The organism is Halomonas sp. H5 (genome assembly GCF_050613175.1).
Classification (GTDB): domain Bacteria; phylum Pseudomonadota; class Gammaproteobacteria; order Pseudomonadales; family Halomonadaceae; genus Bisbaumannia; species Bisbaumannia salifodinae.
In genome coordinates this window covers 4,009,919-4,034,021 of sequence record NZ_CP192510.1, presented here as the reverse complement: position 1 = coordinate 4,034,021, position 24,103 = coordinate 4,009,919, and the positions used below count along the sequence as shown (strand labels likewise).

Genomic DNA, 24,103 nt, shown 5'->3' with positions numbered 1-24,103 from the left:
TGTTATAACATATTTTATTCTGGTGCTGTCAATTACTCGTCGGAGGCAGGCATTACAAGGGGCGGCAGTGATCCCCGATCAGGCGGGATAACGGAGATCAAGGCAGTGGCAGTGCGTTGGCACCGTGGGTGGTGAAGCCGGGTTAGGAGTGCTTGGATAGAGAGACCTGCTAGAGCAAGGACTCGTCATGGATGACCTATCCCCCTCCGATCTGAAAACGATACTCCACTCGAAGCGGGCCAATCTCTATTACCTGCAGCACTGCCGGGTGCTGGTCAATGGCGGTCGCGTCGAGTATGTCACCGACGAGGGGCGCCAGTCGCTCTACTGGAATATCCCTATCGCCAATACCACCTCGTTGCTGCTGGGCACCGGTACTTCCATTACCCAGGCAGCGATGCGGGAACTGGCCAAGGCCGGGGTGCTGGTCGGTTTCTGCGGTGGCGGCGGCACACCGCTGTTTGCCGCCAACGAGGTCGATGTGGATATCGCCTGGCTGACGCCCCAGAGCGAATACCGGCCCACCGAATACCTGCAACATTGGGTGCGCTTCTGGTTCGACGACGAGAAGCGTCTGGAGGCCGCCCGGGCGTTCCAACTGGCGCGGTTGTCGCGGGTCGAAGCGCTCTGGGTGGGCCGGCCGCTCAAGGAGGCCGGCTTCGCGGTGACTCCCGAGGTGCTGCGGAAAGTGCTTGGCCAGCATCGCGAGGCCATCGGGCAGGCGCCCAGCACGACCGACCTGTTGACCCTGGAGGCTCGCCTGACCAAGGGCCTCTTCAAGCTTGCCGCCCAGGCGGTGAGCTATGGTGATTTCACCCGGGCCAAGCGCGGCAGTGGCACCGACCCCGCCAACCGTTTCCTCGATCATGGCAACTATCTCGCCTATGGGCTGGCCGCCACGGCCACCTGGGTGCTGGGTATCCCGCATGGCTTGGCGGTGCTGCATGGCAAGACCCGTCGTGGCGGCCTGGTCTTCGATGTGGCCGACCTGGTCAAGGATGCGGTCATCCTGCCTCAGGCCTTTCTCTCCGCCATGCGAGGCGACGAGGAGCAGGAGTTTCGCCAGGCCTGCATCGAGCGGCTAACCCGTACCGAATCCCTCGATTTCATGATCGATACCTTGAAGGCGGTCGCTGAGGATCTGGGGGAGGTTCAGGCATGAATGTGCTGCTGGTCTCTCAATGCAGCAAGAATGCCCTGGTGGAGACGCGCCGCATTCTGGATCAGTTCGCCGAGCGTCGCGGCGATCGCACCTGGCAGACACCGATCACCATGGAAGGGCTCGCTACGCTCAGGAAGCTGCTGCGCAAGACGGCACGCAAGAACACTGCCGTGGCCTGCCACTGGATCCGTGGGCGTGATCACAGCGAGCTGATGTGGATCGTCGGTGATGCCGCCCAGTTCAATGCGAAGGGGGCGTCTCCGACCAACACCACGCGCTGCAATATCCTGCGTGCCGAGGATGAGAATGACTGGCACAGCGGGCGCCTGATTCATCTGCTGGCGTCGATGGCCGCTCTGTTCCATGACCTGGGCAAGGCTAGCCGCGCATTCCAGGATCGGCTCCATGGGCGTCTGGAGGGGCGCAACCGCTATCGGCATGAATGGGTGTCGCTGCGTTTGCTGGAAGCCTTCGTGGGCGATGACGATGATAAGACCTGGCTTGCTCGGCTCGAAAATCCCTCATCCGACGACGATGCACGCTGGTTGGGCTACCTCAAGAGCGATGGATTGGCTGACGTCGCCGCCGGGGAGAAAACGCCTTTTATCCAACTGCCGCCGCTTGCCGCTGCGATTGGCTGGCTGGTCCTGAGTCATCACCGTTTGCCGGCATTGCCGGCCTATGACGATAACGGCCGACAAAAATGGGTCGGGGCTCGCGCCAGCATGAACGCCGCTAACCTGCCGGCGCTTCCCGAGGCCATCACGGCGGCCTGGAACGAATGCGTCGAATTGGCCGAGACACAAGACGTCGGGCCGTACTGGGAATTCCCGCATGGCTTGCCTGTCACGACGGACACATGGCGGCAGCGCAGTCGGCGGCTGGCGCGGCAACTAAAAGAAATTAGGGTATCGACGCCGCCGCTGGAGTCTCCCTACGTCATGCACCTGGCGCGTTTGGCGTTGATGCTGGCGGATCACCACTATTCGAGCCTGACCGGCACAGGGCGGCTCCCCGGTGCCTGGTCGACCGCGCTATACGCCAATACCGCTGTGCTGCATGGCAAGCGTCAGCTATGCCAGCCCCTGGAAGAGCACCTGCTGGGCGTAACCCGGGCGGCGGGCGAAATCGTCCATCGTTTGCCGGACATGGCTAGCGCCCTGCCGCGTATCGCGCGGCACAAGGGCTTTCGCCAGCGTAGTCGCGACCCTCGCTTTCGCTGGCAGGACAAGGCATTCGATCTGGCGGCAGGGTTGCGTGACAAGGCCCGTGAACAGGGCTTCTTTGGCATCAACATGGCTTCGACCGGCTGCGGCAAGACCATCGCCAATGGCCGCATCATGTACGCCTTGAGCGATCCCGAAGAAGGCGCTCGCTTCTCGATAGCCCTCGGCCTGAGAACGCTCACGCTGCAAACCGGGCAGGTTTACCGTGAGAGGCTTGGGCTGGGTAGCGACGATCTGGCCATCCGGGTGGGTGGCAGTGCCAGCCGCGCACTCTTCGAGCACCAGCAGCACGAGAGCGGGGGCTCAGAGTCCCGCGCCGCACTGCTGGATGAGCAGAGCCATGTCCATTTCGAAGGTCAGGTCGACGAACATCCGCTGCTGGCGCGAGCCGCGAATGACCCGCATGCCCGGGCGCTGATCGGTGCGCCGGTGCTGGTTTGTACCATCGACCACCTGATACCGGCCACGGAGAGCCTTCGCGGTGGTCATCAGATCGCCCCCATGCTGCGGCTGATGAGCAGTGATCTCGTGCTCGATGAGCCGGATGACTTCGATATCAATGATCTACCCGGCCTGACGCGCCTGGTGTACTGGGCAGGGCTGCTCGGCTCGCGGGTGCTGCTCTCCTCGGCCACGCTGCCGCCTGCCTTGGTGCGTGGTCTGTTCGAGGCCTATTGCGTCGGCCGGGCAGAGTATCAGCGGCATCGTGGCATTCCCGGTACTCCGGTGAGTCCTTGTTGTGCCTGGTTCGACGAGTATGGCTGCGTCCAGCAGCAGTGCGCCGAGGGTGAGCAATTCGATGCCGCTCATAGGCAGTTTGCTCAGCAGCGCGCCGTTCGGCTCGGTGAGCAGACGCCGGCCCGTCGTGGCTATCTCGTGCCGTTGTCTGCTCCTAGTGCCCATCCGGACGCCGTACATCAGGCGGTCGCGCAGACGATACTCACCCAAGCCTGCTCCCTTCACGAGCAGCACCACGCCGTCGATCCCCATAGTGACAAGCGAGTCAGCTTTGGCCTGGTTCGCATGGCCAACATCGAGCCGCTGGTCGCCGTTGCCCAGGCGCTCTACCGGTCGGACATTCCGGAAGGGTGGCAAATTCATCTTTGCGTCTACCACTCCCAGTTTCCGCTGCTGCTGCGCTCGCGTCTGGAAGCGCGCCTGGATCGAACGCTCGACCGGCGCAACGAGGATGCCGTTTTCGACCTCGCCGACGTTCGCGTTCGGCTCGATGGCGGCTCCGCTCAGGATCACCTCTTCATCGTGCTCGGATCGCCGGTCACTGAAGTAGGCCGCGACCATGATTACGATTGGGCCGTGGTCGAGCCTTCATCGATGCGCTCGATCATTCAGCTTGCAGGTCGCGTGCGCCGCCACCGTCCTACCCCCGTTCATGCACCTAACATTGCACTGCTTGGAACCAACGTGCGGCACCTGAAACGGGTCGCGTCGGCCTTCAGCCGGCCAGGTTTCGAGACCGAGCGGGATTGGCCGCTGAGGTCGCACCAACTGGCGGAGCTTCTGAGAGAGGCTGAGATCGACCATATCGACTCGCGCCCACGTCTGTTGCCGGGGGAGATGCTAGAGCCGGCACACAAGCTGGTCGATCTCGAGCATGCTCGACTTGCCTCGCTCATGATCGAGGGAGCCGATGCCGCTCCTGGTCGCCAGCGACGCAGGCGTCGCGGTGAGCCGGCACAGGTGCATCTTGGGGCCTACCTCTTCTATCGCCCTGCAATGATGACCCTCGGGGCGCTACCGATACAGCATCACCCCTTTCGGGAGGACAATGAACCGGAGTGCGAATTCGTGCTGCTCCCGGATGAAACAGAGGAAGACTACGGCTTCTGGCGGGTGGAGCAGGAGGGTAGGGAGGAGAGGCTGACACCCGTGGAGACCGAGCTGGATCGGATACCGGAGGACGTTTTTCACCAGCCTCGCATCGCGCCCTGGAACGAGCCCGACTACATGGCCGCACTGGCGGATCAAGCCGAGGCCATGGACATGGAGTTAGAGCGCTGCGCCCGGCGCTTCGGTCGCATCCGCCTGAAAACGAACTACGCCCCGCAGGGATGGCATTTTCACCCGGCGCTGGGGTTCGTGAGGCGGAAGTAAGTAGCCGGCCTGGATCGGGCCGGCTGAGGCTGCCTGTGCGGCAGAAGAGGCTTAGCTCGATTGCTAGGCAGTAATTTTCTGAGCTGCTATTTCAGCAGCCATGGGAGTCTACTCGATCCTGATAGCAAACTTTAAGCTCTGCTATGGTGTGATGGGATTGTTAGACAGTAATGGTTGACCTGGGAGCGCATGGCTATGTAATGTTGTTTGCGTGGGCAGGGCAATGCCCACGCAAACGGAGAAGCAAAGCTGAGTTGAGCACTTAGCCCCAAGCTCACTGGATCAGTGTGGGCAGGAGGATACGCAGCGTGGCCGGCTACCACCGCAAGATAATAACCGTATGACAGGCTTGCCTGTCTAAACCCACGCCCCGAAGCAGCAGCGACGCTTCAGGGCTCATTATGACATGCCTTGGGCATGCCACCCAAGCAAAGGCAGGGAACCTATGTCAGAGCCTCAACACCATGCGTCTATACGCGACCTGGTCGAATGGTTTATCCATGACCGCTTCGCGACCAAGATGGAAAAACTCCCAGCGGACGATCCCAAGTATCTTGTTCTCCAGCAGCAGTTCGAGCCGCAAACCTGGCTGGCCGATGCGGCCCGTCGCGTCGGCCAGCTTCAGGTGGTCACGCACTCCCTGAAGGCGACTCACCCGGATGCCAAGGGCACGAACCTCTACGTCGAGCCCGGCCAACTGAGCCAAAGTGGCCTGGTGGGTAGTCACTGCTTGCCTGCCGATTTTCAGGGCGACGTCGTTGGCAACGCGGCAGCGCTTGATGTCTACAAGTTCCTGAAACTGGAGTGGCAAGGGCGTACGCTGCTGGAGCGGGCGCTCGATTTCGACGAAGCACTGATCGATGCCTTGAGCCAAGATCGCGAGGAAGCCGAAAGCTGGGTGCGCGCCTTCGCAAGCATCACCGAGCCCAAGGGGACGCCTAGCTCTCATGTCATGGGTAAACAGCTTTACTGGCTGGTCGGCGATAACCCTACCGATGATAAAAGCTACCACCTGCTGGCACCGCTCTATGCCACTGCGCTTACCCACCGCTTCTATGCGCAGGTCAGTCCCAACACCTGGTTCTTTGGCGATTACAACAAGGCGGCACGTAAGGCGTTGAAGGACAAGGCGCCATATGAGGGCGGCTATACCAGCTACCCCAATCTGGCAGTCCAGAAACTCGGCGGCACCAAGCCGCAGAACATCTCGCAGCTCAATAGCGAGCGAGGCGGCCAGAATTATCTGCTGGCATCGTTACCGCCAAACTGGGAGTCGCGCGGGGTGTACGCACCGATGCGAGACCCCTTCCGAGCATTCAAAAGGCGCCCGAACGTCTGGCGCATCGTGGATGAGCTCAAGCGCTTTCTGGAAACGGATCCTGCCAATAACATGCACACCCGTGACCTGCGCGACGACCTCACCGCCATGCTGGTCGACGAGCTGATGTTGTTCACATTCGATATCCACTCCTTGGCGCCTGGCTGGACGGCGGATGAGAAGTGTCAGTTGGCCCCGGAAGAGCAGTATTGGCTGGATCCAGGGCGAGCCGATGAGGATAGCGAATTTGCCGAGGCGCGCCGGCAGTCGAACTGGCATGAAGTCATCAGCTCACGTGCAGCCAGCTGGCTTAACCGTGAACTGAGCTACAAAAGCCCTCTCAGCCTCGGCGATGCGGAACACCATCACTGGAAACATCAGTTTGAGGGCATCGTGAAAGAGTTCCGCCAACAGCTCGACGATCTTCAAGAAGCTCTACGTGATGAAGACGATGATCAAGGAGACGCGGCATGATCCAGCATCTTCTTCTGCTTCCCCGGCTGCGTATCCAGAGCGCCAATACCATCTCCAGCCCAATGACCTGGGGCTTTCCTGCCATGAGCGCCTTCATGGGACTGATGCAGGCGCTGGAGCGCAACCTGCCGGATGATATCAAGCTGGTCTTCAACGAGATCGGGGTGGTGTGTCACCGTCTTGACCCTCAAGTCACATCGGGTGGCTTCACTCGTGCCTTCCACCTTACCCGTAATCCTGTAGACAAGACTGGCAGCACCGCGGCCATCGTCGAGGAGGGCCGAACACATCTGGAAGTCTCATTGTTGATCGGCGTTGAGGCAGACGGTAGCGACGACCTGACAAGCGCAGAGCGCCGCCAGGCCATTGCTCAACAGCTTTATCAGCAAGTGCAGGGCATGCGTATTGCGGGTGGCAGTGTGATGCCGCCTCGCCCTGGTGAGCGACACCACCGGCCGGAACTGATCAGTTTCGATGCCGATGAGGAAAAAGGTGCGAAGCAGTGGCGCAGGCTCAAGCGCAAGCTGCTGCCAGGATTTGCGCTGGTACTTCGGGATGATCGGCTCACGGAGCATACCGCCACGCTGAAAGCGAACGACGACAGTGCTACACCGCTGGACGCCTGGCTCGACCTGTCGCGGCTCAATCACGAGTGTCGGATCACTAGGGGTGAAGACGATAACGGCAAGGACCAAGTCAGCTGGGAGGTTCGCCGCCCGTATCCTGGCTGGCTAGTGCCGATCCCGGTGGGTTATGGCGCCATTTCCGGCCTCTTCGAACCTGGCACGGTGGCGAATGCCCGAGATCCTCAGGTGCCGTTCCAGTTCGTTGAAAGCCTCTACTCGATCGGCGAATGGGTAAGCCCTCACCGAATCAAGCACCCCGAAGACTTGATGTGGTTCGTGGAGAATGACCTCGAACGTGGTCTCTATCGCTTGAGCAACGATTATATCGACACTTTGACCAACGACTGACGCAGGATACCTCTCATGGCCAAGAACGACACACTCAAAACCGCCTCCGTCCTCGCCTTCGAGCGCAAGCTCGATCCGTCCGATGCACTGTTCAGCGCTGGCAACTGGGATGGCCGCACTCAATCTTCGAAGTGGAGTGGTATCCCAGTCCGCGAAAAATCGGTTCGTGGCACCATTTCCAACCGGTTGAAGGCCAAGGATCAAGATCCGGCCAAGCTAGATGCTGCCATTGAGAACCCCAACCTTCAGACAGTCGATGTCGCAGCGCTGCCGCACGATGCCGACACCTTGGCCGTGCATTTCACGCTGCGCGTACTGGCCGGAGCGGGTACGCCTTCCGCCTGCAACAATGCCGAATACCAGAAGAAACTGGCGCAGACGGTAACGGGCTACGTCAACGAGTATGGCTTTGGCGAGCTCGCTCACCGCTATGCCTGCAATCTCGCCAATGGCCGGTTCCTGTGGCGCAATCGTGTCGGTGCAGAAGAGGTCGAAGTCATCGTCAGCCAGATGAAAGATGGCCAAGCGGAGAAGAAATGGACTTTTAATGCGCTCGATCACTCCCTGCGAAACTTCGAAGGCAGCAAAGAGACTCGTGAGCTAGGCGAGCTCATCAACGAGTCGCTGTCCGGAAAGCGTTATCTGCTATTGGATGTGGTGGCCTTTGCCCGTGTCGGTGCCGGTCAAGAGGTCTTCCCCTCTCAGGAACTGATTCTGGATCGCAGTCGGGGGGACAAGAGCAAGACACTTTACAGCATTGGTGACGATAAAAATGCCGCCATCCACTCCCAGAAATTGGGCAATGCCCTGCGCACCATCGATACTTGGTATCCGACGCCGGAAGACGGCAGCGACCTTGGCCCCATCGCAGTAGAGCCCTATGGCTCGGTGACCACTCAGGGGAGTGCCTACCGTCAGCCGAAGCAGAAAATGGACTTCTACAACCTGCTCGATAACTGGTTGTTAAAGGATCAGGTGCCACCTATCGAGCAGCAGCACTTCGTGATGGCGACCCTTATTCGCGGTGGCGTATTCGGCGATGCGGGGTAAACCATGGATCATTATCTCGATATTCGCCTACGGCCCGATCCGGATTTCCAGCCTGCAATGCTGATGGGGGCGCTCTACAGCAAGTTGCATCGGGCACTGTATGATCTATCTGCCGATGATATTGGAGTGAGCTTCCCCGACCACAAGACCGGCGTGCGTGCACGTACGCCGGGAGATCGGCTGCGATTGCATGCTCAGAAGTCGCGATTGGAGCAACTGATGGCGATCCCGTGGCTCACTGGCATGCGTGACCACGTCACATTGGATCCTGTACAAGCAGTACCCGCCGAAGTGCAGTACCGGATTGTTCGGCGTCGACAGTTCAATACCGGAAGCCCCAGCCGGGCGAAGCGTTATGCCCGGCGGCATGGCATTGAAACCGAAGAGGCGCAGCGCTTGATGGATGCGCCGGCCGCACGGCAGATCGCCCTGCCTTTCGTGCAGGTCAGCAGCCGCTCTAGTGGGCAGCGGTTTGCGCTATTTATCGAGCATGGCCAAGCCCAATCGGAACCAGTCACTGGGCGCTTCAATCATTACGGATTGAGTAGTGAGGCCACTGTTCCCTGGTTCTGACCCTTTTTTAGGGCGGCCAAACTAAGATCTGGAAAATCAAAGTGTTACTGGCGCCTCTCTGAAAAGGGAGGCGTTGTTCTATCAAGCCATTGCTCTTTAACAATCAGTCGCTTACTTTTGAATCGTTCTAGTTCGCTGCCGCCCAGGCAGCTCAGAAAATCGGGAGGATGGGCAACCGTAAGTTGTAATCGTTCGCTGCCGCCCAGGCAGCTCAGAAAACCAGCAGCTCCGTGCCGGTATACCCGAAGCCGTTCGCTGCCGCCCAGGCAGCTCAGAAAGTCGCCGCGGATCCACGATAGACAGCGCAGGAGTTCGCTGCCGCCCAGGCAGCTCAGAAAAAACAGCTCACCAATCGCAACGTGGGCAACGTGTTGGCTGCCGCCCAGGCAGCTTAGAAAGATGGCCGCGAGATCTCTTGCGTGTGGAGAAGTGGCGTTGTCCCGTAACTCCCCTGAATCTATAAAAGCGTTGGCTGCGGTCGCCCTGGCGGGCGCCGAGCCTGTTAGGCTTTAAGCGAACCCACCCCGAGGAGCCAGCCCATGCCAGCCGAATCCCCTTTCGAGAAGAGCCTTGCCGCCATCGACACCCTGCATGCCGAGGATCCGCGCCATATCGAGGTGGAGGGCGAGTCGCTGCCCCTGGAGCTATGGCATGGCCGGCGCATGAGCGCCTGGCTGGAGCAACTGGTGGCGGCCCCCGACGAGTTGGTGCAGTTGGCGGTGCGGGCCCAGCATCTGCAGCGCTGGCAGGTGCCGCGCCGGGACTATCCCGAGGGGCGGGTGGGCTACCTGACCTGGCGGCGTGACCAGGGCCAGCGGGCCGGGGAGACGGCGGCGCGGCTGATGCAGGAGGCGGGCTATACGGCGGAGGAGGCCGAGCAGGTGGCACGGATGATCCGCAAGCAGGGCCTGGGCCGGGACGAGGGCACCCAGGCGGTGGAGGATTGCGCCTGCCTGGTGTTCCTGGAGAACTACTTCGCCGATTTCTCGCGCCAGGTGGAGCACGATCACCTGATCCGCATCGTGCAGAAGACCTGGAAGAAGATGTCGCCGCGGGCCCATGAGCTGGCCCTGGGGCTGCCCATGGCGGCGGAGGCGCGGGCCCTGGTGGAGGAGGCACTGGCGGGATGACGGCGGCGTTGCCCCTGCTGGTGGCCCTGGCCGCCGGCCTCGGGGCCTGGCTCAGTGCGCGTGCCGTCTGGCGGCGGCGGGACGTGAAGCGCTGGCCCCAGGCCGAGGCGGTCGTCACGGCCAGCGAGGTGGTGGCGGTGCGCACCCAGGGCGCCAGGCGGGAGCACCAGGAGTCGCCGCCCCGCTATCAGGCCCGGATCGCCGTGACCTTGCGGGTCGAGGGCCGGGACTACCACACCGATAACGCCCGCTTCGATGCGCCGCCGCTGTTCGCCCGCCGCGAGCGGGCCGAGGCCTACCTGGCCGATTATCCCCAGGGGCGGCGCCTGACGCTGCGCTATCGCCCCGACGATCCCCGCTGCGCCCAGTTCGGCGAGGCGGCTATTCCCTGGCAACGCCTGGGGCTGAGCGGTTTCCTGGCACTGATGGCCCTGCTGGCACTGTTCGTGTCTTTCCGCTAGCTCCCTTCCGGTGAGTCGCCGGCTTGACAGCCTGCCCCGGGCCTCCTAGATTGCATCATTGTAAATGATAATCGTTGTCATTTGGTTGCGTCGATCAAGGAGGTCGTCATGTCCTATCGCATCAATACCGGGCTGCGGGGCGCCAATCCCACCCTACAGATCTGCGATGCCAGCTCCGGCTCGGTGCGCCTGGCCTGGGAGTATCCCCGCCAGGACCCCAAGCTCTCCGTGGAGGATCGCGAGCTGCTGGCGATGCGCCGGGAGGAGGCGATCCATGAGCTGTTCCGGCGGCTCTTCCTGCTGACCACCGAGCAGTACCTGAAGGGGGAGCTCGGCGAGGGGCACTAGGCGAAGGGCGTCGTGAGGGAGAAGTGGAGCTCTACTGGGGACCAGTCAGGATCGCCCTTCGGTCGATATCGCCGAAGCGTCGGACCGGCAGAATCTGCGCTCCCACGGTGGTATGCACGCCAAGGCGTGAAGAATCGCAAGGGGGGAGCTCGCTTCAGGGCGCCAGTACGAGGCGCTGGCTGCTGGCCCGGCAGGGCTTGCCGAGGCGCAGCCAGAGTTCGCGGCGGTCGAGGTTCATCACCACGCCGAACAGGGTCTCCATGCGCTCCGCTTCGGGCTGGTCCGGGTCGGGGTGGCGACACAGGCTGTATGGGTAGCCGTGGTGGTCACTGAGGATCTCGAACAGCGCCTCGGCGTCCGGAGCCTCCGGGGGCGGCGAGAGGAGCGCGTCGAGCCGGCCGAGGCGGGGGCCGGAGTCGGGGCGCGGGTAGTCCGCCAGGCGCGTGCGCAGCCCGGGATCGCAGAGGTGGTTGGTGTGGGTCACCACACCGTCCCGGGGCGTCAGGCGCCCCGCCGGGCCCGGGTTGACCTCCAGGCCCAGGGCCCGGCCGGTGTCGCTGGCCACCAGGAAGTGGGCGGGGGAGGCGACGCCGCCGCTCTCCAGGGTGGCCAGGGCGTTATCGAAGTCGCGCCCCTCCAGCCACTGGCGCAGGGCGAAGTGAATCGGCAGGCCGTCGCCGCAGGTGCGCGAGCGAATGGCGTTGAGGCAGACGCCGAGGCCGTGTTCGTTCATGCCGATCTTGGCCACCATGCCCGCCTCGCCGAGGCTGAGCAGCGCCGGGGCCTTGTCGCCGCGGATCTCCAGGGCCACCAGGTTGGCCTGCTGGTCGCCGCGCCAGTCCCAGTTCTGGGCCAGCCATTGCTGGCCGTGGCGCTGCAGGCCGAAGGCGGAGCAGCCGTCGCCGGCATGGGTCAGGGCGATCTCGCTGCGGCAGTTGAGCACCAGGATATCCTCCACCTCGACGCCGGCGCCCCGGGCGATGCCGTCCACCTCGTCGAGGATCGCCGGGAAGCGCGCCTCGATGGCCGGCAGCAGGGCCAGGGCGTCGCGCCGGGCCTGGGGCCAGTCGAGGCCGGCGAAGTCGTGGAAGAGCCGGGCGTAGGCCGCGAGGCTGGCCTGGATGGCCGTGGCATGGGCCGCGCCGTGGGCGTACCCCAGATCATGACGGCCGCCGCTCAGTCGCGTCACGGCGAGCATTTACAGCACCTCGTCGAGGAAGCCGAGGAAGGCGGCCCAGGAGCGCTCGTCGGCGCGCTGCTGGTAGCGGTCGCCGTCGAAGACGCTGAAGGCGTGGCGGGCACCGGCGTAGACCTGGGCCTCATAGCTCAGGCCGGCGGCCTCCAGTTCCTCCACCAGCCCGGCCAGCTCGCCGATGGGCACGGCCTGGTCGGCGCCGCCATGGGCGATCAGCAGCGGCGGGGCGTCCTCGGGCCAGGCCTGGCCCTCCGGGGTGGCCAGGCCGCCATGGAAACTGACATAGCCGTGGATGCCCTCGGCCTGGTCGGCGCGGGCCAGCTCCAGGGCGGCGGTGCCGCCGAAGCAGTAGCCGATCACCACGCTGGCCTCGGGGAGGCCCTGGTCGCGGGCCGTCGCCAGGCCCGCCAGCAGCAGCTCGCGCAGGTGCGCCCGGTCCTGGTAGAGGGCGCCGGTGGCGGCCTGGCGGGCCTCGGTGGTCTCGGGACGGTGGCCGGCGCCGAACAGGTCGACGGCGAAGGCGGCGTAGCCTTGCTCGGCGAGCATCTCGGCGCGGCGCTGCTCGTAGCCGTTCAGGCCGTCCCAGTCGTGGATGATAAGCACGCCGCCCCGGGCCTCGCCCTCGGGCATCGCCAGGTAGCCTTCGAAGGCCTGGTCATTGGCGGTGTAGGTGACGGCGTCGCCGGCGAAAGCCAGGGGCGTGAGCAGGGCCAGGGCGAGGCCGGCCAGGGGGATCGGGTGGACCATGGGGCGCTCCTTGTCGGGGGTTGCGGACTCAGTATAGAAGCCGTCATTGGGGCATCGATGGCCCCCGCTAGCGTTGGCGGCGGGAGCTTGTCTTTTTCCCCGGGGACTTCCAGAGTTAAGTCGTCAATCCTCAATCAGCGACAGCGAGAACAATCATGAAGAAGGCTCTGTTAGCGATGGCCGTGGCGGCATCCGCCACGGCGCTGGCCGGCGTGGCCCAGGCCGAGGTCAAGGTGGGCTTTCTGGGCGGCTTCACCGGGGGTATCGAGAGTCTGACGCCCCCCATCCATGATGGCGCCCGCCTGGCGGTCGAGCAGGTCAATGCCCAGGGCGGCATCCTCGGTGGCCAGACCCTGGAGATGCCCACCGGCGATACCACCTGCAGCGATGCCTCGGCGGCCTCCAACGCGGCGGATCGCATGGTCAATACCGAGCAGGTCACCGCCATCGTCGGCGCCCTGTGCACCGGGGCGACCATCGCCGCGGCCAACAACGCCGGTATCCCCGGCGGCGTGGTGATGGTCTCGCCGGCCTCCACGGCGCCGGCGGTCAGCGAGCTGGACGACAACGACCTGGTGTTCCGCACCGTGCCCTCCGATGCCTTCCAGGGCGAGATGCTGGCCAAGCTGGTCCTGGACAAGGGCATTGACGAGGTGGCGGTCACCTATGTGAACAACGACTACGGTCGTGGCCTGGCGGAGGCCTTCACCACCACCTTCGAGGCCGAGGGCGGCACGGTGGCGGCCAACCTGGCCCACGAGGACAACCGCGCCGACTACCGTTCCGAGCTGGGCTCGCTGTCGGCCTCCGGCACCGAGGCCCTGGTGGTGCTGGCCTATGCCGACACCTCCGGCCAGACCATCATGCGCCAGGCCTACGAGAGCGGCATGTTCACCCGCTATATCGGCGCCGATGGCATGGTGGGCGACAGCCTGGTGGAGGCGATCGGTGCCGACGTCCTGGAGGGCATGATCGCCACCCGCCCCGGTAGCCCGGATATCCCCGGTGCCGAGCTCTTCGAGGCCATGGCCAACGAGGCGGAGATCGATCCCAGCGCGGTCTTCGCCGCCCAGGCCTACGACGCCGCCTTCCTGCTGGCCCTGGCCATCGAGCAGAATGGCAGCGCCGAGCGTGAGGGCCTCTCGGCGGCGCTGCGCAGCGTGGCCAGCGCCCCCGGCGAGGTGATCCTGCCCGGCGAGTGGGAGAAGGCGGTGGAGCTGATCGCCGCCGGCGAGGAGATCAACTACGAGGGCGCCTCCGGCAGCCATGAGTTCGACGACAACGGCGACGTGCCCGGGGTGGTGGTGGAGATGACAGTGGAAGACGGTCGTTTCGTCACCAAGGATTTCCTCGACCTCTGAGGGAAGGCCCGCCGCAACGACGAAGGCCCCGCAAATGCGGGGCCTTTCTCGTTTCTTGCTCGTCTCTTTTTCGTCTCTTTCTCGCCTGGGGGCTCAGCGATAGTGGTGGATCTTCTCCGGTAGCAGGCCCTTGGGCGCGAAGCGCAGCACCAGGGTGATCAGCAGGCCGATCACCAGCACCCGGGCCTGCAGGGCGCGGCTCTGCATATCGGCGCCGGAGAACCAGCCGCTGCCCTCGCCCAGGCTGGCCAGCAGCTGCATCAGGCCGAGGGCCAGGGGCTCCGACATGATCCAGATGATATACACCAGCACGGCGCCGATAATGGTGCCCAGGTTGTTGCCGGGGCCGCCCAGGATCACCATCACCAGCACCAGGAAGGTGTGGTTGAGGGGCAGGTAGCCCTGGGGGTCGAAGATGCTGTTGAAGCTGGTCAGGGCGGCGCCGCCGATGCCCATCAGGATGCAGCCCAGCACGAAGATCTGCAGGCGCCGCCGGTTGACGTCCTTGCCCATGGCCGCCGAGGAGACCTCGTTGTCGCGGATGGCGCGGATGGTGCGTCCCCAGGCGGCGTGGTAGGCGCGGTGCAGCAGGAAGAAGATCACCGCGATCATCACCACCGTGATCGCCAGGTAGAGCGAGCGGGCCATCACGAAGCCCACCTCGCCGGGCCCGGGGGTGGGCCAGGGCAGCGGCGAGACGGTGGCGGTGCCGCGGGTCAGCCAGTCGGAGTTCTTGAGGAAGGCCTTGATGATCTCGGCGATGCCCAGGGTGGCGATGGCCAGGTAGTCGCTGCGCAGCCCCAGGCAGATATGGCCGATAAAGTAGCCCACGCCGCCGGCCAGGGCGCCGCCGACGATCCAGCCCACCCCGGTGGGCAACCCCAGGCCACCGATAAAGCCGGCCCGGGACTGGATCTCGCCGGTGACCCCGCGCAGGATGCTGATCACCACCAGGTAGAGCACCAGCGCCAGGAGGATGGCGATAACGGTGCGCAGCCGCTTCGGCACGCCCAATCGGTCGAGCCGGGTGGCCCCCCACACCAGGGCGATGGCGCCCACCACATAGAGCAGCGCCAGGGCCAGATCAAAGGGCAGCTCGCTGGCCCAGAAGGCCTCGTTGACCGGCACGCTGAAGGTCATGGCGCAGAAGCCGCCGAGGGCCACGAAGCCCATGACGCCGGCGTTGAACTGGCCGGCGTAGCCCCACTGGATGGTCAGGCCCAGGGCCAGGATGGCGTAGCAGGCGGCCTCCACCAGCATGCGGGTGCTGTAGGCCGCGCCCATCAGGGCATAGACCCCGAGGACGGCCGCCGCCAGGGCGACGCAGAGCACCAGCTCGCGGAGCGGGAAGCGGCTCGGGTTCTCGGCAGATGCAGGCTTGTTCATCAGATCACCTTACCCTTGAAGATGCCGGTGGGGCGCCATACCAGGATGGCCACCAGGATGAAGAAGGGCACCACGATCTTGTACTCGGTGCCGACGAAGGCCAGGTTGCGGGGCAGCTCCAGCCATTCGGGGAAGTGGTGGGCGATGGGGCGCAGCAGCACCGACCAGTTGAACACCGCCAGGGTCTCGGCGAAGCCCACCACGAAGCCCCCGGCGATGGCGCCATAGGGGTGGCCCACGCCGCCGACGATGGCCGCGGCGAAGATCGGCAGCAGCAGGAAGAAGCTGAGGTCGGGCTTGAAGGTCACGTCCAGCGACAGCAGGGTGCCGGCCACCGCCGCCAGGCTGCCGGCGATGATCCAGGTGATGGTGACGATGCGGCTGGTGTTGATGCCGGAGGCCCGGGCCAGGTCGGGGTTGTCGGACATGGCGCGCATCGCCTTGCCGGTGCGGGTGCGGTTGAGGAAGAGGTGTAGCCCGATCACCGCGGCCAGGGTCAGCACGAAGAGGATCACCTGGGGCTCGGTGACGATGATCGGCCGGGTGACCGCCTCGAAGGGCAGCTCCAGGCGGTAGATCTCCTTGCGCTCGGCGATATAGAGATTCTGGCCGCTGGTGCCGGCGAGCAGGCGGATCAGCCCCTGCAGGATCAGGGTCACCCCCAGGGAGCCGATCACCATGACGATGGGCTTGACCCCGTGGGCCCGCAGCGGCTTGTAGAAGCCCTTGTCGATGGTCACCGCCAGGAGCGCGGTGAGCGCCATGGCCAGGGGCAGCATGACCACGGCGGTGGGCAGGCCCACGGCGGCACCGACCCCGGGGAGGGCGGTGGTCAGCAGCAGCACCATAAAGGCGCCGAAGGTCATCATGTCGGCATGGGCGAAGTGGGCGAAGCGCATGATGCTGAAGATCAGCGTCACGCCGATGGCGCCGATGGCGTAGATGGAGCCGGTGACGCTGCCCGCCACCACCACGTTATTGATAAAGAAGACCAGTTCGTTCAAGGCGTTGTCTCCATCAGCCGCCCAGGAAGCTCTTGGCGACCTCGGGGTCGTTGAGCAGGTTCTCGCCGGTGTCGGTGAAGCGGTTCTGGCCGGCGGCCAGCACGAAGCCCTTGCCGGCGATGGCCAGGGCCTGCTTGGCGTGCTGTTCCACCATCAGGATGCCGACCCCGGCGGCGTTGATCTCCTTCACCCGGGCGAAGATCTCGTTCATATAGAGGGGCGAGAGGCCGGCGGTGGGCTCGTCGAGCAGCAGCAGGCTGGGCTCGACCATCAGCGCCCGGCCCATGGCCACCATCTGGCGCTGGCCGCCGGAGAGCTCGCCGGCGGGCTGGCGACGCTTGTCCTTCAGCGGCGGGAAGAACTCATAGATCTGCTCGAGCATGGAGCGAAAGCGCTGGGGATGGATATAGGCGCCCATCTCCAGGTTTTCCTCCACCGTCAGGCTGGGGAAGATGTTCTGCTCCTGGGGCACGAAGCCCATGCCGCGGTGCACCAGTCGGTCCGGGGAGAGGTTGGTGATGGGCTCGCCGCGCAGCAGGATCTCGCCCTGGTTGACCTCCAGCAGGCCGAAGATCGCCTTGAGCATGGTCGACTTGCCGGCGCCGTTGGGGCCGACGATGACGCCGATCTCGTCCGCCTCGATGGCCATGCTGACGCCATTGAGGATATTCATGCCGCCGTAGCCACCGTGTACGTTGCGTGCTTCCAGTAGTGCCATGGGGTGGTCTCCGACTAGGGCTGGGCGCCGAAATAGGCGTCGATGACGGCGGGATCGTTCTGGATCTCCTCGATACTGCCCTGGACCATCACGCTGCCCTCGGCCAGCACGATCACCGGGTCGCAGAGCCGGGCGATCATGTCCATGTCGTGCTCGATGACCAGAAAGGTGTAGCCCAGCTCGCGGTTGAGGCGCTCGATATTGGTGACCAGGTCGCCGAGCAGGGTGCGGTTGACCCCGGCGGCGATCTCGTCGAGCAGCACCACCCGGGCCTCCACCATCATGGTGCGGCCCAGCTCCAGCAGCTTCTTCTGGCCGCCGGAGAGGTTGCCGGCCAGCTCGTTGCGCACATGGCCGAGGCCGACGAACTCGATCACCTCCTGGGCCTTCCGGCGTACCTGGTCCTCCTCCTGGCGTACCCGGGCGGGCTGGAACCAGCTGGCGAAGAGGCTCTCGCCGGCCTGATGGGGAGGCACCATCATCAGGTTCTCCAGGGCGGTGAGCTGGGAGAACTCGTGGGCGATCTGGAAGGTGCGCAGCAGGCCCTTGTGGAAGAGCTCGTTGGCGGGGCGGTTGGTGATCTCCTCGCCGTCGAGGAACACCTGGCCGGAGTCCAGGGGCAGGGCCCCGGCGATGATATTGAAGAGGGTCGACTTGCCGGCGCCATTGGGGCCGATCAGGCCGGTGATGGAGCCCTGCTCCACGCTGATGGAGCAGTCGTTGATGACCCTGAGGCCACCGAACGCCTTGTTGACGTGGCGGACGTCGATGATCGCGCTCATGCCCTATCTCGTGGTTGTTGGTGTTATGGCAGGCTGATCCTACTTTGCGTCAGGGCGGGGCACTTGACCAGAGGGGCTGCGTTAAACGGGCGTTGGTGTGCGGAGCTCAATCTCCCCGCCCCGGGCCGCAGGTGGGCCCGGGGCGGGGTCGCGGGGCTAGTCGTCCTGCGCCTGGGCGGCGTCGCCGGGCTGGGGCTCGAAGGCGCGCCTGTCGTCGGGCAGGCGCACGGTGTCGCCCAGCTCCAGCTTGCCGTGGCTCTTCTTGCGCTCGCCGCTGGCCGGGTCGATCAGCGCCACCACCTCGCCGATGCTGGTGGCCTCCACATGGGCTTCGACCCGCACCCGGACCACCAGGCCGTCGAGGCGCGCCGAGAGGATATCGCCGCTTCCCGGCTCGGCCTGGTGATGGGGATCCTTGGCATAGTGGGCCTGAACGCTGGCGGTACCCGGTTCGTCCCAGTCGACGTGCTTGTGCATGGGGGGCTCCTCCTGTCGGGGTGGCTGTCCCTCAAGGGTAGCCGGCGCGCCGCCGAGGGCCAGAAACGACGCAGCCCGCCGAGGGGCGGGCTGCGTGGGGAGCGAAGCGGCTTACTTCTTGCTGGCGCGCTTGCGTTCGTTTTCCTTGAGGAACTTCTTGCGCAGGCGGATATGGTTGGGGGTCACCTCCACCAGCTCGTCGTCGTCGAGGAACTCGATGGCCTGCTCCAGGCTGAAGCGTACCGGCGGCGTCAGGACGATGTTCTCGTCGTTGCCGGAGGCACGCATGTTGTCGAGCTTCTTGCCCTTGGTGGGGTTGACCACCAGGTCGTTGGCGCGGCTGTGGATGCCGATCAGCATGCCCTCATAGACCTCGGTGCCGTGGTCGATGATCAGCTTGCCGCGCTCCTGCAGGGCGTAGAGGGCGTAGGCCAGGGCCTTGCCGTCGACCATCGAGACCAGCACGCCGTTGCGACGCTCGATGGCGGCGTCCGGCTTGAGCGCGCCATAGTGATCGAAGCGGCTGGTGAGGATGCCGGTGCCCGAGGTCAGGGTCATGAACTGGCCGCGGAAGCCGATCAGGCCGCGGGCCGGGATGAGGAAGTCGAGGCGTACCCGACCCTTGCCATCCGGGTTCATGTTGGTCAGCTCGCCCTTGCGGTAGCCGAGCTCCTCCATGATGGCGCCCTGGTGCTGCTCCTCGCAGTCGATGATCACCTCTTCGTAGGGCTCCTGCTTGACCCCATCGATCTCCTTGATGATCACCTCGGGGCGGCCCACGGCCAGCTCGAAGCCTTCGCGGCGCATGGTCTCGATCAGCACCGAGAGGTGCAGCTCGCCGCGGCCGGAGACGATGAACTTCTCCGGGCTCTCGCCCTGCTCGACGCGCAGCGCCACGTTGTGGATCAGCTCCTGGTCGAGGCGATCCTTGATATTGCGGCTGGTGACGTACTTGCCGTCACGGCCGGCCATCGGCGAGTCATTGACCTGGAAGGTCATGGAGACGGTGGGCTCGTCCACCGACAGCGGCGGCAGCGCCTCGACGGCGATCGGGTCGCAGAGGGTATCGGAGATGGCCAGGTCGTCGATGCCGGTGATGCAGATGATATCGCCGGCGGTGGCCTGCTCGGTCTGCACCCGCTCCAGGCCCAGGTGGGTCATCACCTGGCCGACCTTGCCCTTGCGGGTCTTGCCGTCGGTGCCGATCACGGTGACCTGCTGGTTGGGGGAGACGGCGCCGCGCTTGATGCGGCCCAGGCCGATGACGCCCACATAGCTGTTGTAGTCCAGCGCCGAGATCTGCATCTGGAAGGGGCCGTCGATCTCCACCTTGGGCGGCTCGACGATATCGACGATGGCCTGGAACATGGGGTTCATGTCCTCGGCCAGCGCCTCCGGCTCCATGCCGGCGATGCCGTTGAGGGCCGAGCAGTAGATGATCGGGAAGTCGAGCTGCTCGTCGCTGGCGCCGAGGTTATCGAAGAGATCGAAGATCTGGTCGATGACCCAGTCGGGGCGCGCGCCGGGGCGGTCGATCTTGTTGACCACCACGATCGGCTTGAGGCCCTGGTCGAAGGCCTTCTGGGTGACGAAGCGGGTCTGCGGCATGGGGCCGTCGACGGCGTCCACCAGCAGCAGCACCGAGTCGACCATGGACATCACCCGCTCCACCTCGCCGCCGAAGTCGGCGTGTCCCGGGGTGTCGACGATATTGATGTGGTAGTCGCGGCCGTTGCCGTCCTGCCAGCGGATCGCCGTGTTCTTGGCCAGGATGGTGATGCCGCGCTCCTTTTCCTGGTCGTTGGAGTCCATGATGCGCTCCTGCCCCTCGGCCTTGCGATCCAGGGTGCCGGACTGGCTGAGGAGTTTGTCGACCAGGGTGGTCTTGCCATGGTCGACGTGGGCGATGATGGCGATGTTGCGAAGATTCTCGATCACGACGGGATCCTGCTGCGAAAATTGGGCCGCATTATAGTCCCCGGGCCGCAACGGCTACCAGCATTGGCACCGATAAATCTGCGTGGAAACGGTGGATCAAGGGCTTGGGAGCCTCCGCGTTCAGCCGGAGAGGGTCTGTATCCGGGCGTGACAGGCACGCAGTCGAGCCAACAGGTCCTGGGGGGCCTCGCTATCCAGGGTGGGATCGAAGCCGCCGAGGCGTTCGAACCAGTCGCGGCGCACGCAGAGGGTGCCGGTGACGGGCGTGCGCCAGAAGCGTTGCAGGGGGCGCCAGGCGTCGGCGGGCGGGGTGAAGAGCAGGGCATCCCAGTCATCCGGGAGCGTCGCCAGGCGCGCGAGCCATTGGGGGGGCAGGCCATACTGCGGCGAGGGGAAGAGCAGCAGATCGCCCTGGGTACTCTGCACCACCCGGTTGCCCCGGGCCCCGGCGGTGGGCTCGGGCACCACCTCCAGGGCCAGCCCGAAGCGCCGACTCAGGGCGCGCAGGCGGGGCTGGTTGGATTCGCTGACCACATGAATATCGAGTTGGCCGACATGCTGGCGGTGGAGGTGGCGCAGGCCAGGCAACTGGCGGGGCAGCCAGGTGGCCATCAGGCAGGCGTCGATGATGATGCAGGTGCGGTGCATCACGGGTAGCCCTCCGCCACGGAATCGGTCTCGGCGCGGGCGGCTCACTGGAAGGGGCCAGTGGCCCAAGACTCGCCGGCCTAGAGTTGGTAACAAATTGTAGTAATAGTTTGCTCGTAGTATCAATGACTCTTTGCGGGGCGGGGAGGGGCCGCCCATCTGTCGGGCTATGCACCAAGTTGGTGCCTTGGCGGTGGGTTGTGCACCCATATGGCGCGATTTTCCGGCCGATCGGCGGCGCCGAGGCCTGGCGCATCCCGTTGCGCCACCATGGAGCAAAGATTATTTTCCGTAATTTCAGTTGATTAGCTAGGCAAGAGAGTGTTTTGCTGCATTTTGGCACGCTGTCTGCATTATCAAGAGCAAAGCCACGGAACGCGTTTTCTGGTGGCGGCGGTCGTGGGCAGGGTGCCCACGACATGCTACAAACGACGCTGGATACGCCAGACAGACACTAGCCATACGTTCACGACTGGAGGACACCATGGCCGAGAAGACCCTCACCCTGATCGAAGAGCATGACGTCAAGTGGGTGGACCTGCGTTTCACCGATACCCGTGGCAAGGAGCAGCATGTCACCATCCCGGCCAGCAGCGTGGACGAGGAGTTCTTCGAGAACGGCCAGATGTTCGATGGCTCCTCCATCTCCGGTTGGAAGGGCATCAACGAGTCCGACATGATCCTGCGCCCGGAAGATGGCAGCGCCTTCCTCGACCCGTTCACCGAGGACGCCACCCTGGTGCTGCGCTGCGATATCATCGAGCCAGCCACCATGCAGGGCTACGAGCGTGACCCGCGTTCCATCGCCAAGCGCGCCGAGGCCTATCTGCAGTCCACCGGCCTGGGCGACACCGCCTTCTTCGGTCCGGAGCCGGAGTTCTTCATCTTCGATGAGGTGCACTGGAAGGCCGATATCGAAGGCGCCATGTACAAGATCTCCTCCGAGGAGGGTGCCTGGGCCACCGACCGTCAGGTCGAAGGCGGCAACCTGGCGCACCGTCCGCGGGTCAAGGGCGGCTACTTCCCGGTGCCCCCGGTCGACAGCTTCCACGATATCCGTGGCGCCATGTGCAACACCCTGGAGGCCATCGGCCAGAGCGTCGAGGTGCACCACCACGAGGTGGCCAACGCCGGCCAGAACGAGATCGGCGTCAAGTTCAACACCCTGGTGAAGAAGGCCGACGAAGTTCAGGAAATGAAGTACGTGATCCACAACGTGGCTCACGCCTACGGCAAGACCGCCACCTTCATGCCCAAGCCGCTGGTGGGTGACAACGGTTCCGGCATGCACGTCCACCAGTCCTTCTGGAAGGATGGCCAGAACCAGTTCGCCGGCGACCAGTACGCGGGTCTCTCCGAGATGGCCCTCTACTACATCGGTGGCATCATCAAGCACGCCCGGGCCCTGAACGCCTTCACCAATGCCTCCACCAACTCCTACAAGCGTCTGGTGCCGGGCTTCGAGGCGCCGGTGATGCTGGCCTACAGCGCCCGCAACCGCTCCGCCTCCATCCGTATCCCCTACACCGCCAGCCCCAAGGGCAAGCGCGTCGAGGCCCGTTTCCCCGACCCGACCGCGAACCCCTACCTGTGCTTCGCGGCGATGCTGATGGCCGGTATCGACGGCATCAAGAACAAGATCCATCCCGGCGACGCCATGGACAAGAACCTCTATGACCTGCCGCCGGAAGAGGGCAAGGCCGTGCCGACCGTGGCCAACAGCCTGGATCAGGCCCTGGAGGCGCTGGATGCCGATCGTGCCTTCCTCACCGAGGGTGGCGTCTTCACCGACGACATGATCGATGCCTATATCGAACTGAAGATGGAAGACGTGGAGCGCATCCGCATGTCCACCCATCCGGTCGAGTTCGACATGTACTACAGCTGCTAAGCGCCTCGCCCCGCGGGGGCAAGCGTTAGTCGTTCAAGGGGTTCCGCCGTCGGCGGAACCCCTTTTTGTCTTACACTATCTAACGATGGCATCCCGTCTCTCCGCCCGTCTCTCCGCCATAGGGGGTCGCTCGTGAAACTCCGCCTGTTCTGCTTGCTGGTGAGCTGTTGTCTGGTACCCCTGGCCGGGGCCGACACCGTCTATCGCAGCGTCGATGCCCAGGGCAACGTGATCTTCACCGACAACCCCGAACGGGGAGACCCCGTGGAAGTAGCGCCGCTGACCGTGGTGCCCTCACGTACCCTGACGCCGGCCCCCGTCGCCTCGGCACCGGCGCCACGGCGACCGGCGACGGGCTCCCTGGCCTCGCCCTTTATGCCCTACTCCACCTTCCGCATCATGAATCCCCGGGACGCCATGACATTGAGTCAGGCGCGCTCCCAGAACCTCACCGTGGAACTGGCCATCGAGCCGGGGCTGCGGGACGACCACCGGGTGCGCCTGCTGGTGGATGGGCAACTGAGCCAGTCGGCGATGCATACCCGCGCCTTTATCGTGCCGCGTCTCGAACCGGGGCAGCGCATCCTCCAGGCCGAACTGCTGGACGACGCCGGCCAGGTGCGCCACCGCAGCCCGCCGATCACCGTGAGCGTGCAGGCCCGGGGCGATTAGCTCATCGGCCGGCGCGGCTTCCGTTTTCCCTGCTTCGAGGACAAGACGCCGCCCTGCCGAGAACACTCGCGCCCCCGCCATGTCGAGCCACCCCGTACGCCGGATCGCGGCCTCGATGCCTTCGAGCATGCCCGTCAACTGCGCCAGCGCAGCGCCCTGGAGTATCGCCCGGGCGAGCCCTGGCCCGGCCTGCGGCGCAACGAGCCCGACCATGAGCCGCGGCGTCGCTGGCGCCACCGTCGTGCCCCCGAGCGCTCGCGCCCCTGATCCGCGATCGCTTATCGCCTGCCTCGCCATGGGGCGTTCCCCACCCCTGCTGCCTCCCGTAATGCACTAAAATGGTGCGAAGAGGGCGTGGCTTTTGCCATCAGCCCCCGAGTTTCCCGCCGTCTCGCGCTGGCGCGCTTCTTGCAAGTGCAAGGGGAGTCGCCGGATCGATCGGCCCTCACCCTGATG

Annotated in this window: 21 protein-coding genes and 1 CRISPR repeat array; of the genes, 12 read left to right on the top strand and 9 right to left on the bottom strand. The window is 64.6% G+C overall.

Annotated features, from left to right (window positions below; translation table 11 throughout):
* Positions 1–187 precede the first annotated feature (187 nt).
* From cas1f to ACQ1W9_RS18665, 9 genes are all read left to right on the top strand, one after another.
* A complete protein-coding gene (cas1f, locus tag ACQ1W9_RS18705; protein ID WP_431024651.1) occupies positions 188–1,162 on the top strand; it encodes a type I-F CRISPR-associated endonuclease Cas1f in 975 nt (324 codons plus the stop codon).
* Complete coding sequence (cas3f, locus tag ACQ1W9_RS18700; RefSeq protein ID WP_431024650.1) at positions 1,159–4,500, top strand: type I-F CRISPR-associated helicase Cas3f; 3,342 nt, start codon at positions 1,159–1,161, stop codon at positions 4,498–4,500. Before cas1f ends, cas3f begins: the two co-directional genes overlap by 4 nt.
* Before the next feature lie 445 nt (positions 4,501–4,945).
* The gene (gene csy1 / locus ACQ1W9_RS18695) at positions 4,946–6,292 is read left to right on the top strand and encodes a type I-F CRISPR-associated protein Csy1 (RefSeq protein WP_431024649.1); all 1,347 of its coding nucleotides are present in this window, start codon (positions 4,946–4,948) and stop codon (positions 6,290–6,292) included.
* Positions 6,289–7,266: a type I-F CRISPR-associated protein Csy2 gene (gene csy2, locus ACQ1W9_RS18690; RefSeq protein ID WP_431024648.1), complete on the top strand. Its 978-nt coding sequence runs from the start codon at positions 6,289–6,291 to the stop codon at positions 7,264–7,266. Before csy1 ends, csy2 begins: the two co-directional genes overlap by 4 nt.
* Positions 7,267–7,281: 15 nt before the next feature.
* Entirely contained in the window at positions 7,282–8,316 is a 1,035-nt protein-coding gene (gene csy3, locus ACQ1W9_RS18685; RefSeq protein WP_431024647.1) for a type I-F CRISPR-associated protein Csy3, read from the top strand.
* Positions 8,317–8,319: 3 nt separating this feature from the next.
* Positions 8,320–8,889 (top strand): type I-F CRISPR-associated endoribonuclease Cas6/Csy4, encoded by a 570-nt coding sequence (gene cas6f / locus ACQ1W9_RS18680; protein ID WP_431024646.1) that lies wholly within the window; start codon positions 8,320–8,322, stop codon positions 8,887–8,889.
* A gap of 130 nt (positions 8,890–9,019) precedes the next feature.
* A CRISPR array of direct repeats spans positions 9,020–9,287; the repeat unit is 28 nt; unit sequence GTTCGCTGCCGCCCAGGCAGCTCAGAAA.
* 141 nt (positions 9,288–9,428) lie between these two features.
* Positions 9,429–10,019 (top strand): DUF4202 domain-containing protein, encoded by a 591-nt coding sequence (locus tag ACQ1W9_RS18675; RefSeq protein ID WP_431024645.1) that lies wholly within the window; start codon positions 9,429–9,431, stop codon positions 10,017–10,019.
* Positions 10,016–10,480: a DUF3592 domain-containing protein gene (locus tag ACQ1W9_RS18670; protein WP_431024644.1), complete on the top strand. Its 465-nt coding sequence runs from the start codon at positions 10,016–10,018 to the stop codon at positions 10,478–10,480. The genes ACQ1W9_RS18675 and ACQ1W9_RS18670 overlap by 4 nt, the downstream gene beginning before the upstream one ends.
* A gap of 108 nt (positions 10,481–10,588) precedes the next feature.
* Positions 10,589–10,828: a hypothetical protein gene (locus ACQ1W9_RS18665; protein WP_431024643.1), complete on the top strand. Its 240-nt coding sequence runs from the start codon at positions 10,589–10,591 to the stop codon at positions 10,826–10,828.
* Positions 10,829–10,982: 154 nt separating this feature from the next.
* Here ACQ1W9_RS18665 and ACQ1W9_RS18660 read toward each other — a convergent pair whose 3' ends face one another.
* Together ACQ1W9_RS18660 and ACQ1W9_RS18655 are read right to left on the bottom strand one after the other, a co-directional pair.
* The gene (locus tag ACQ1W9_RS18660) at positions 10,983–12,026 is read right to left on the bottom strand and encodes a C45 family autoproteolytic acyltransferase/hydolase (RefSeq protein ID WP_431024642.1); all 1,044 of its coding nucleotides are present in this window, start codon (positions 12,024–12,026) and stop codon (positions 10,983–10,985) included.
* On the bottom strand, positions 12,027–12,770 hold the full coding sequence (locus ACQ1W9_RS18655) for a dienelactone hydrolase family protein (protein ID WP_431024641.1): 744 nt from the start codon (positions 12,768–12,770) through the stop codon (positions 12,027–12,029).
* Between the two features lie 155 nt (positions 12,771–12,925).
* Between ACQ1W9_RS18655 and ACQ1W9_RS18650 the strand changes: the two genes are divergently transcribed.
* Positions 12,926–14,131, top strand: coding sequence for an ABC transporter substrate-binding protein (locus ACQ1W9_RS18650; protein WP_431024640.1), 1,206 nt, complete (start codon positions 12,926–12,928; stop codon positions 14,129–14,131).
* Positions 14,132–14,224: 93 nt separating this feature from the next.
* Here ACQ1W9_RS18650 and ACQ1W9_RS18645 read toward each other — a convergent pair whose 3' ends face one another.
* The 7 genes from ACQ1W9_RS18645 to ACQ1W9_RS18615 all read right to left on the bottom strand — a co-directional run bounded on the left by ACQ1W9_RS18645 (position 14,225) and on the right by ACQ1W9_RS18615 (position 21,087).
* On the bottom strand, positions 14,225–15,517 hold the full coding sequence (locus ACQ1W9_RS18645; protein WP_431024639.1) for a branched-chain amino acid ABC transporter permease: 1,293 nt from the start codon (positions 15,515–15,517) through the stop codon (positions 14,225–14,227).
* On the bottom strand, positions 15,517–16,521 hold the full coding sequence (locus ACQ1W9_RS18640; protein WP_431024638.1) for a branched-chain amino acid ABC transporter permease: 1,005 nt from the start codon (positions 16,519–16,521) through the stop codon (positions 15,517–15,519). The genes ACQ1W9_RS18645 and ACQ1W9_RS18640 overlap by 1 nt, the downstream gene beginning before the upstream one ends.
* 13 nt (positions 16,522–16,534) lie before the next feature.
* The gene (locus ACQ1W9_RS18635; protein ID WP_431024637.1) at positions 16,535–17,239 is read right to left on the bottom strand and encodes an ABC transporter ATP-binding protein; all 705 of its coding nucleotides are present in this window, start codon (positions 17,237–17,239) and stop codon (positions 16,535–16,537) included.
* 14 nt (positions 17,240–17,253) lie between these two features.
* A complete protein-coding gene (locus ACQ1W9_RS18630; protein ID WP_346060704.1) occupies positions 17,254–18,021 on the bottom strand; it encodes an ABC transporter ATP-binding protein in 768 nt (255 codons plus the stop codon).
* Positions 18,022–18,177: 156 nt separating this feature from the next.
* Entirely contained in the window at positions 18,178–18,498 is a 321-nt protein-coding gene (locus ACQ1W9_RS18625) for a hypothetical protein (protein WP_431024636.1), read from the bottom strand.
* A 111-nt stretch (positions 18,499–18,609) separates the two neighbouring features.
* A complete protein-coding gene (gene typA, locus ACQ1W9_RS18620) occupies positions 18,610–20,436 on the bottom strand; it encodes a translational GTPase TypA (RefSeq protein ID WP_431024635.1) in 1,827 nt (608 codons plus the stop codon).
* A gap of 120 nt (positions 20,437–20,556) precedes the next feature.
* A complete protein-coding gene (locus ACQ1W9_RS18615) occupies positions 20,557–21,087 on the bottom strand; it encodes a hypothetical protein (RefSeq protein WP_431024634.1) in 531 nt (176 codons plus the stop codon).
* A gap of 481 nt (positions 21,088–21,568) precedes the next feature.
* Here ACQ1W9_RS18615 and glnA point away from each other — a divergent pair, with 481 nt between their 5' ends.
* Complete coding sequence (glnA, locus tag ACQ1W9_RS18610) at positions 21,569–22,975, top strand: glutamate--ammonia ligase (protein WP_431024633.1); 1,407 nt, start codon at positions 21,569–21,571, stop codon at positions 22,973–22,975.
* Positions 22,976–23,107: 132 nt separating this feature from the next.
* Positions 23,108–23,647, top strand: a complete 540-nt coding sequence (locus tag ACQ1W9_RS18605) for a DUF4124 domain-containing protein (RefSeq protein WP_431024632.1) — start codon at positions 23,108–23,110, stop codon at positions 23,645–23,647.
* Positions 23,648–24,103 lie beyond the last annotated feature (456 nt).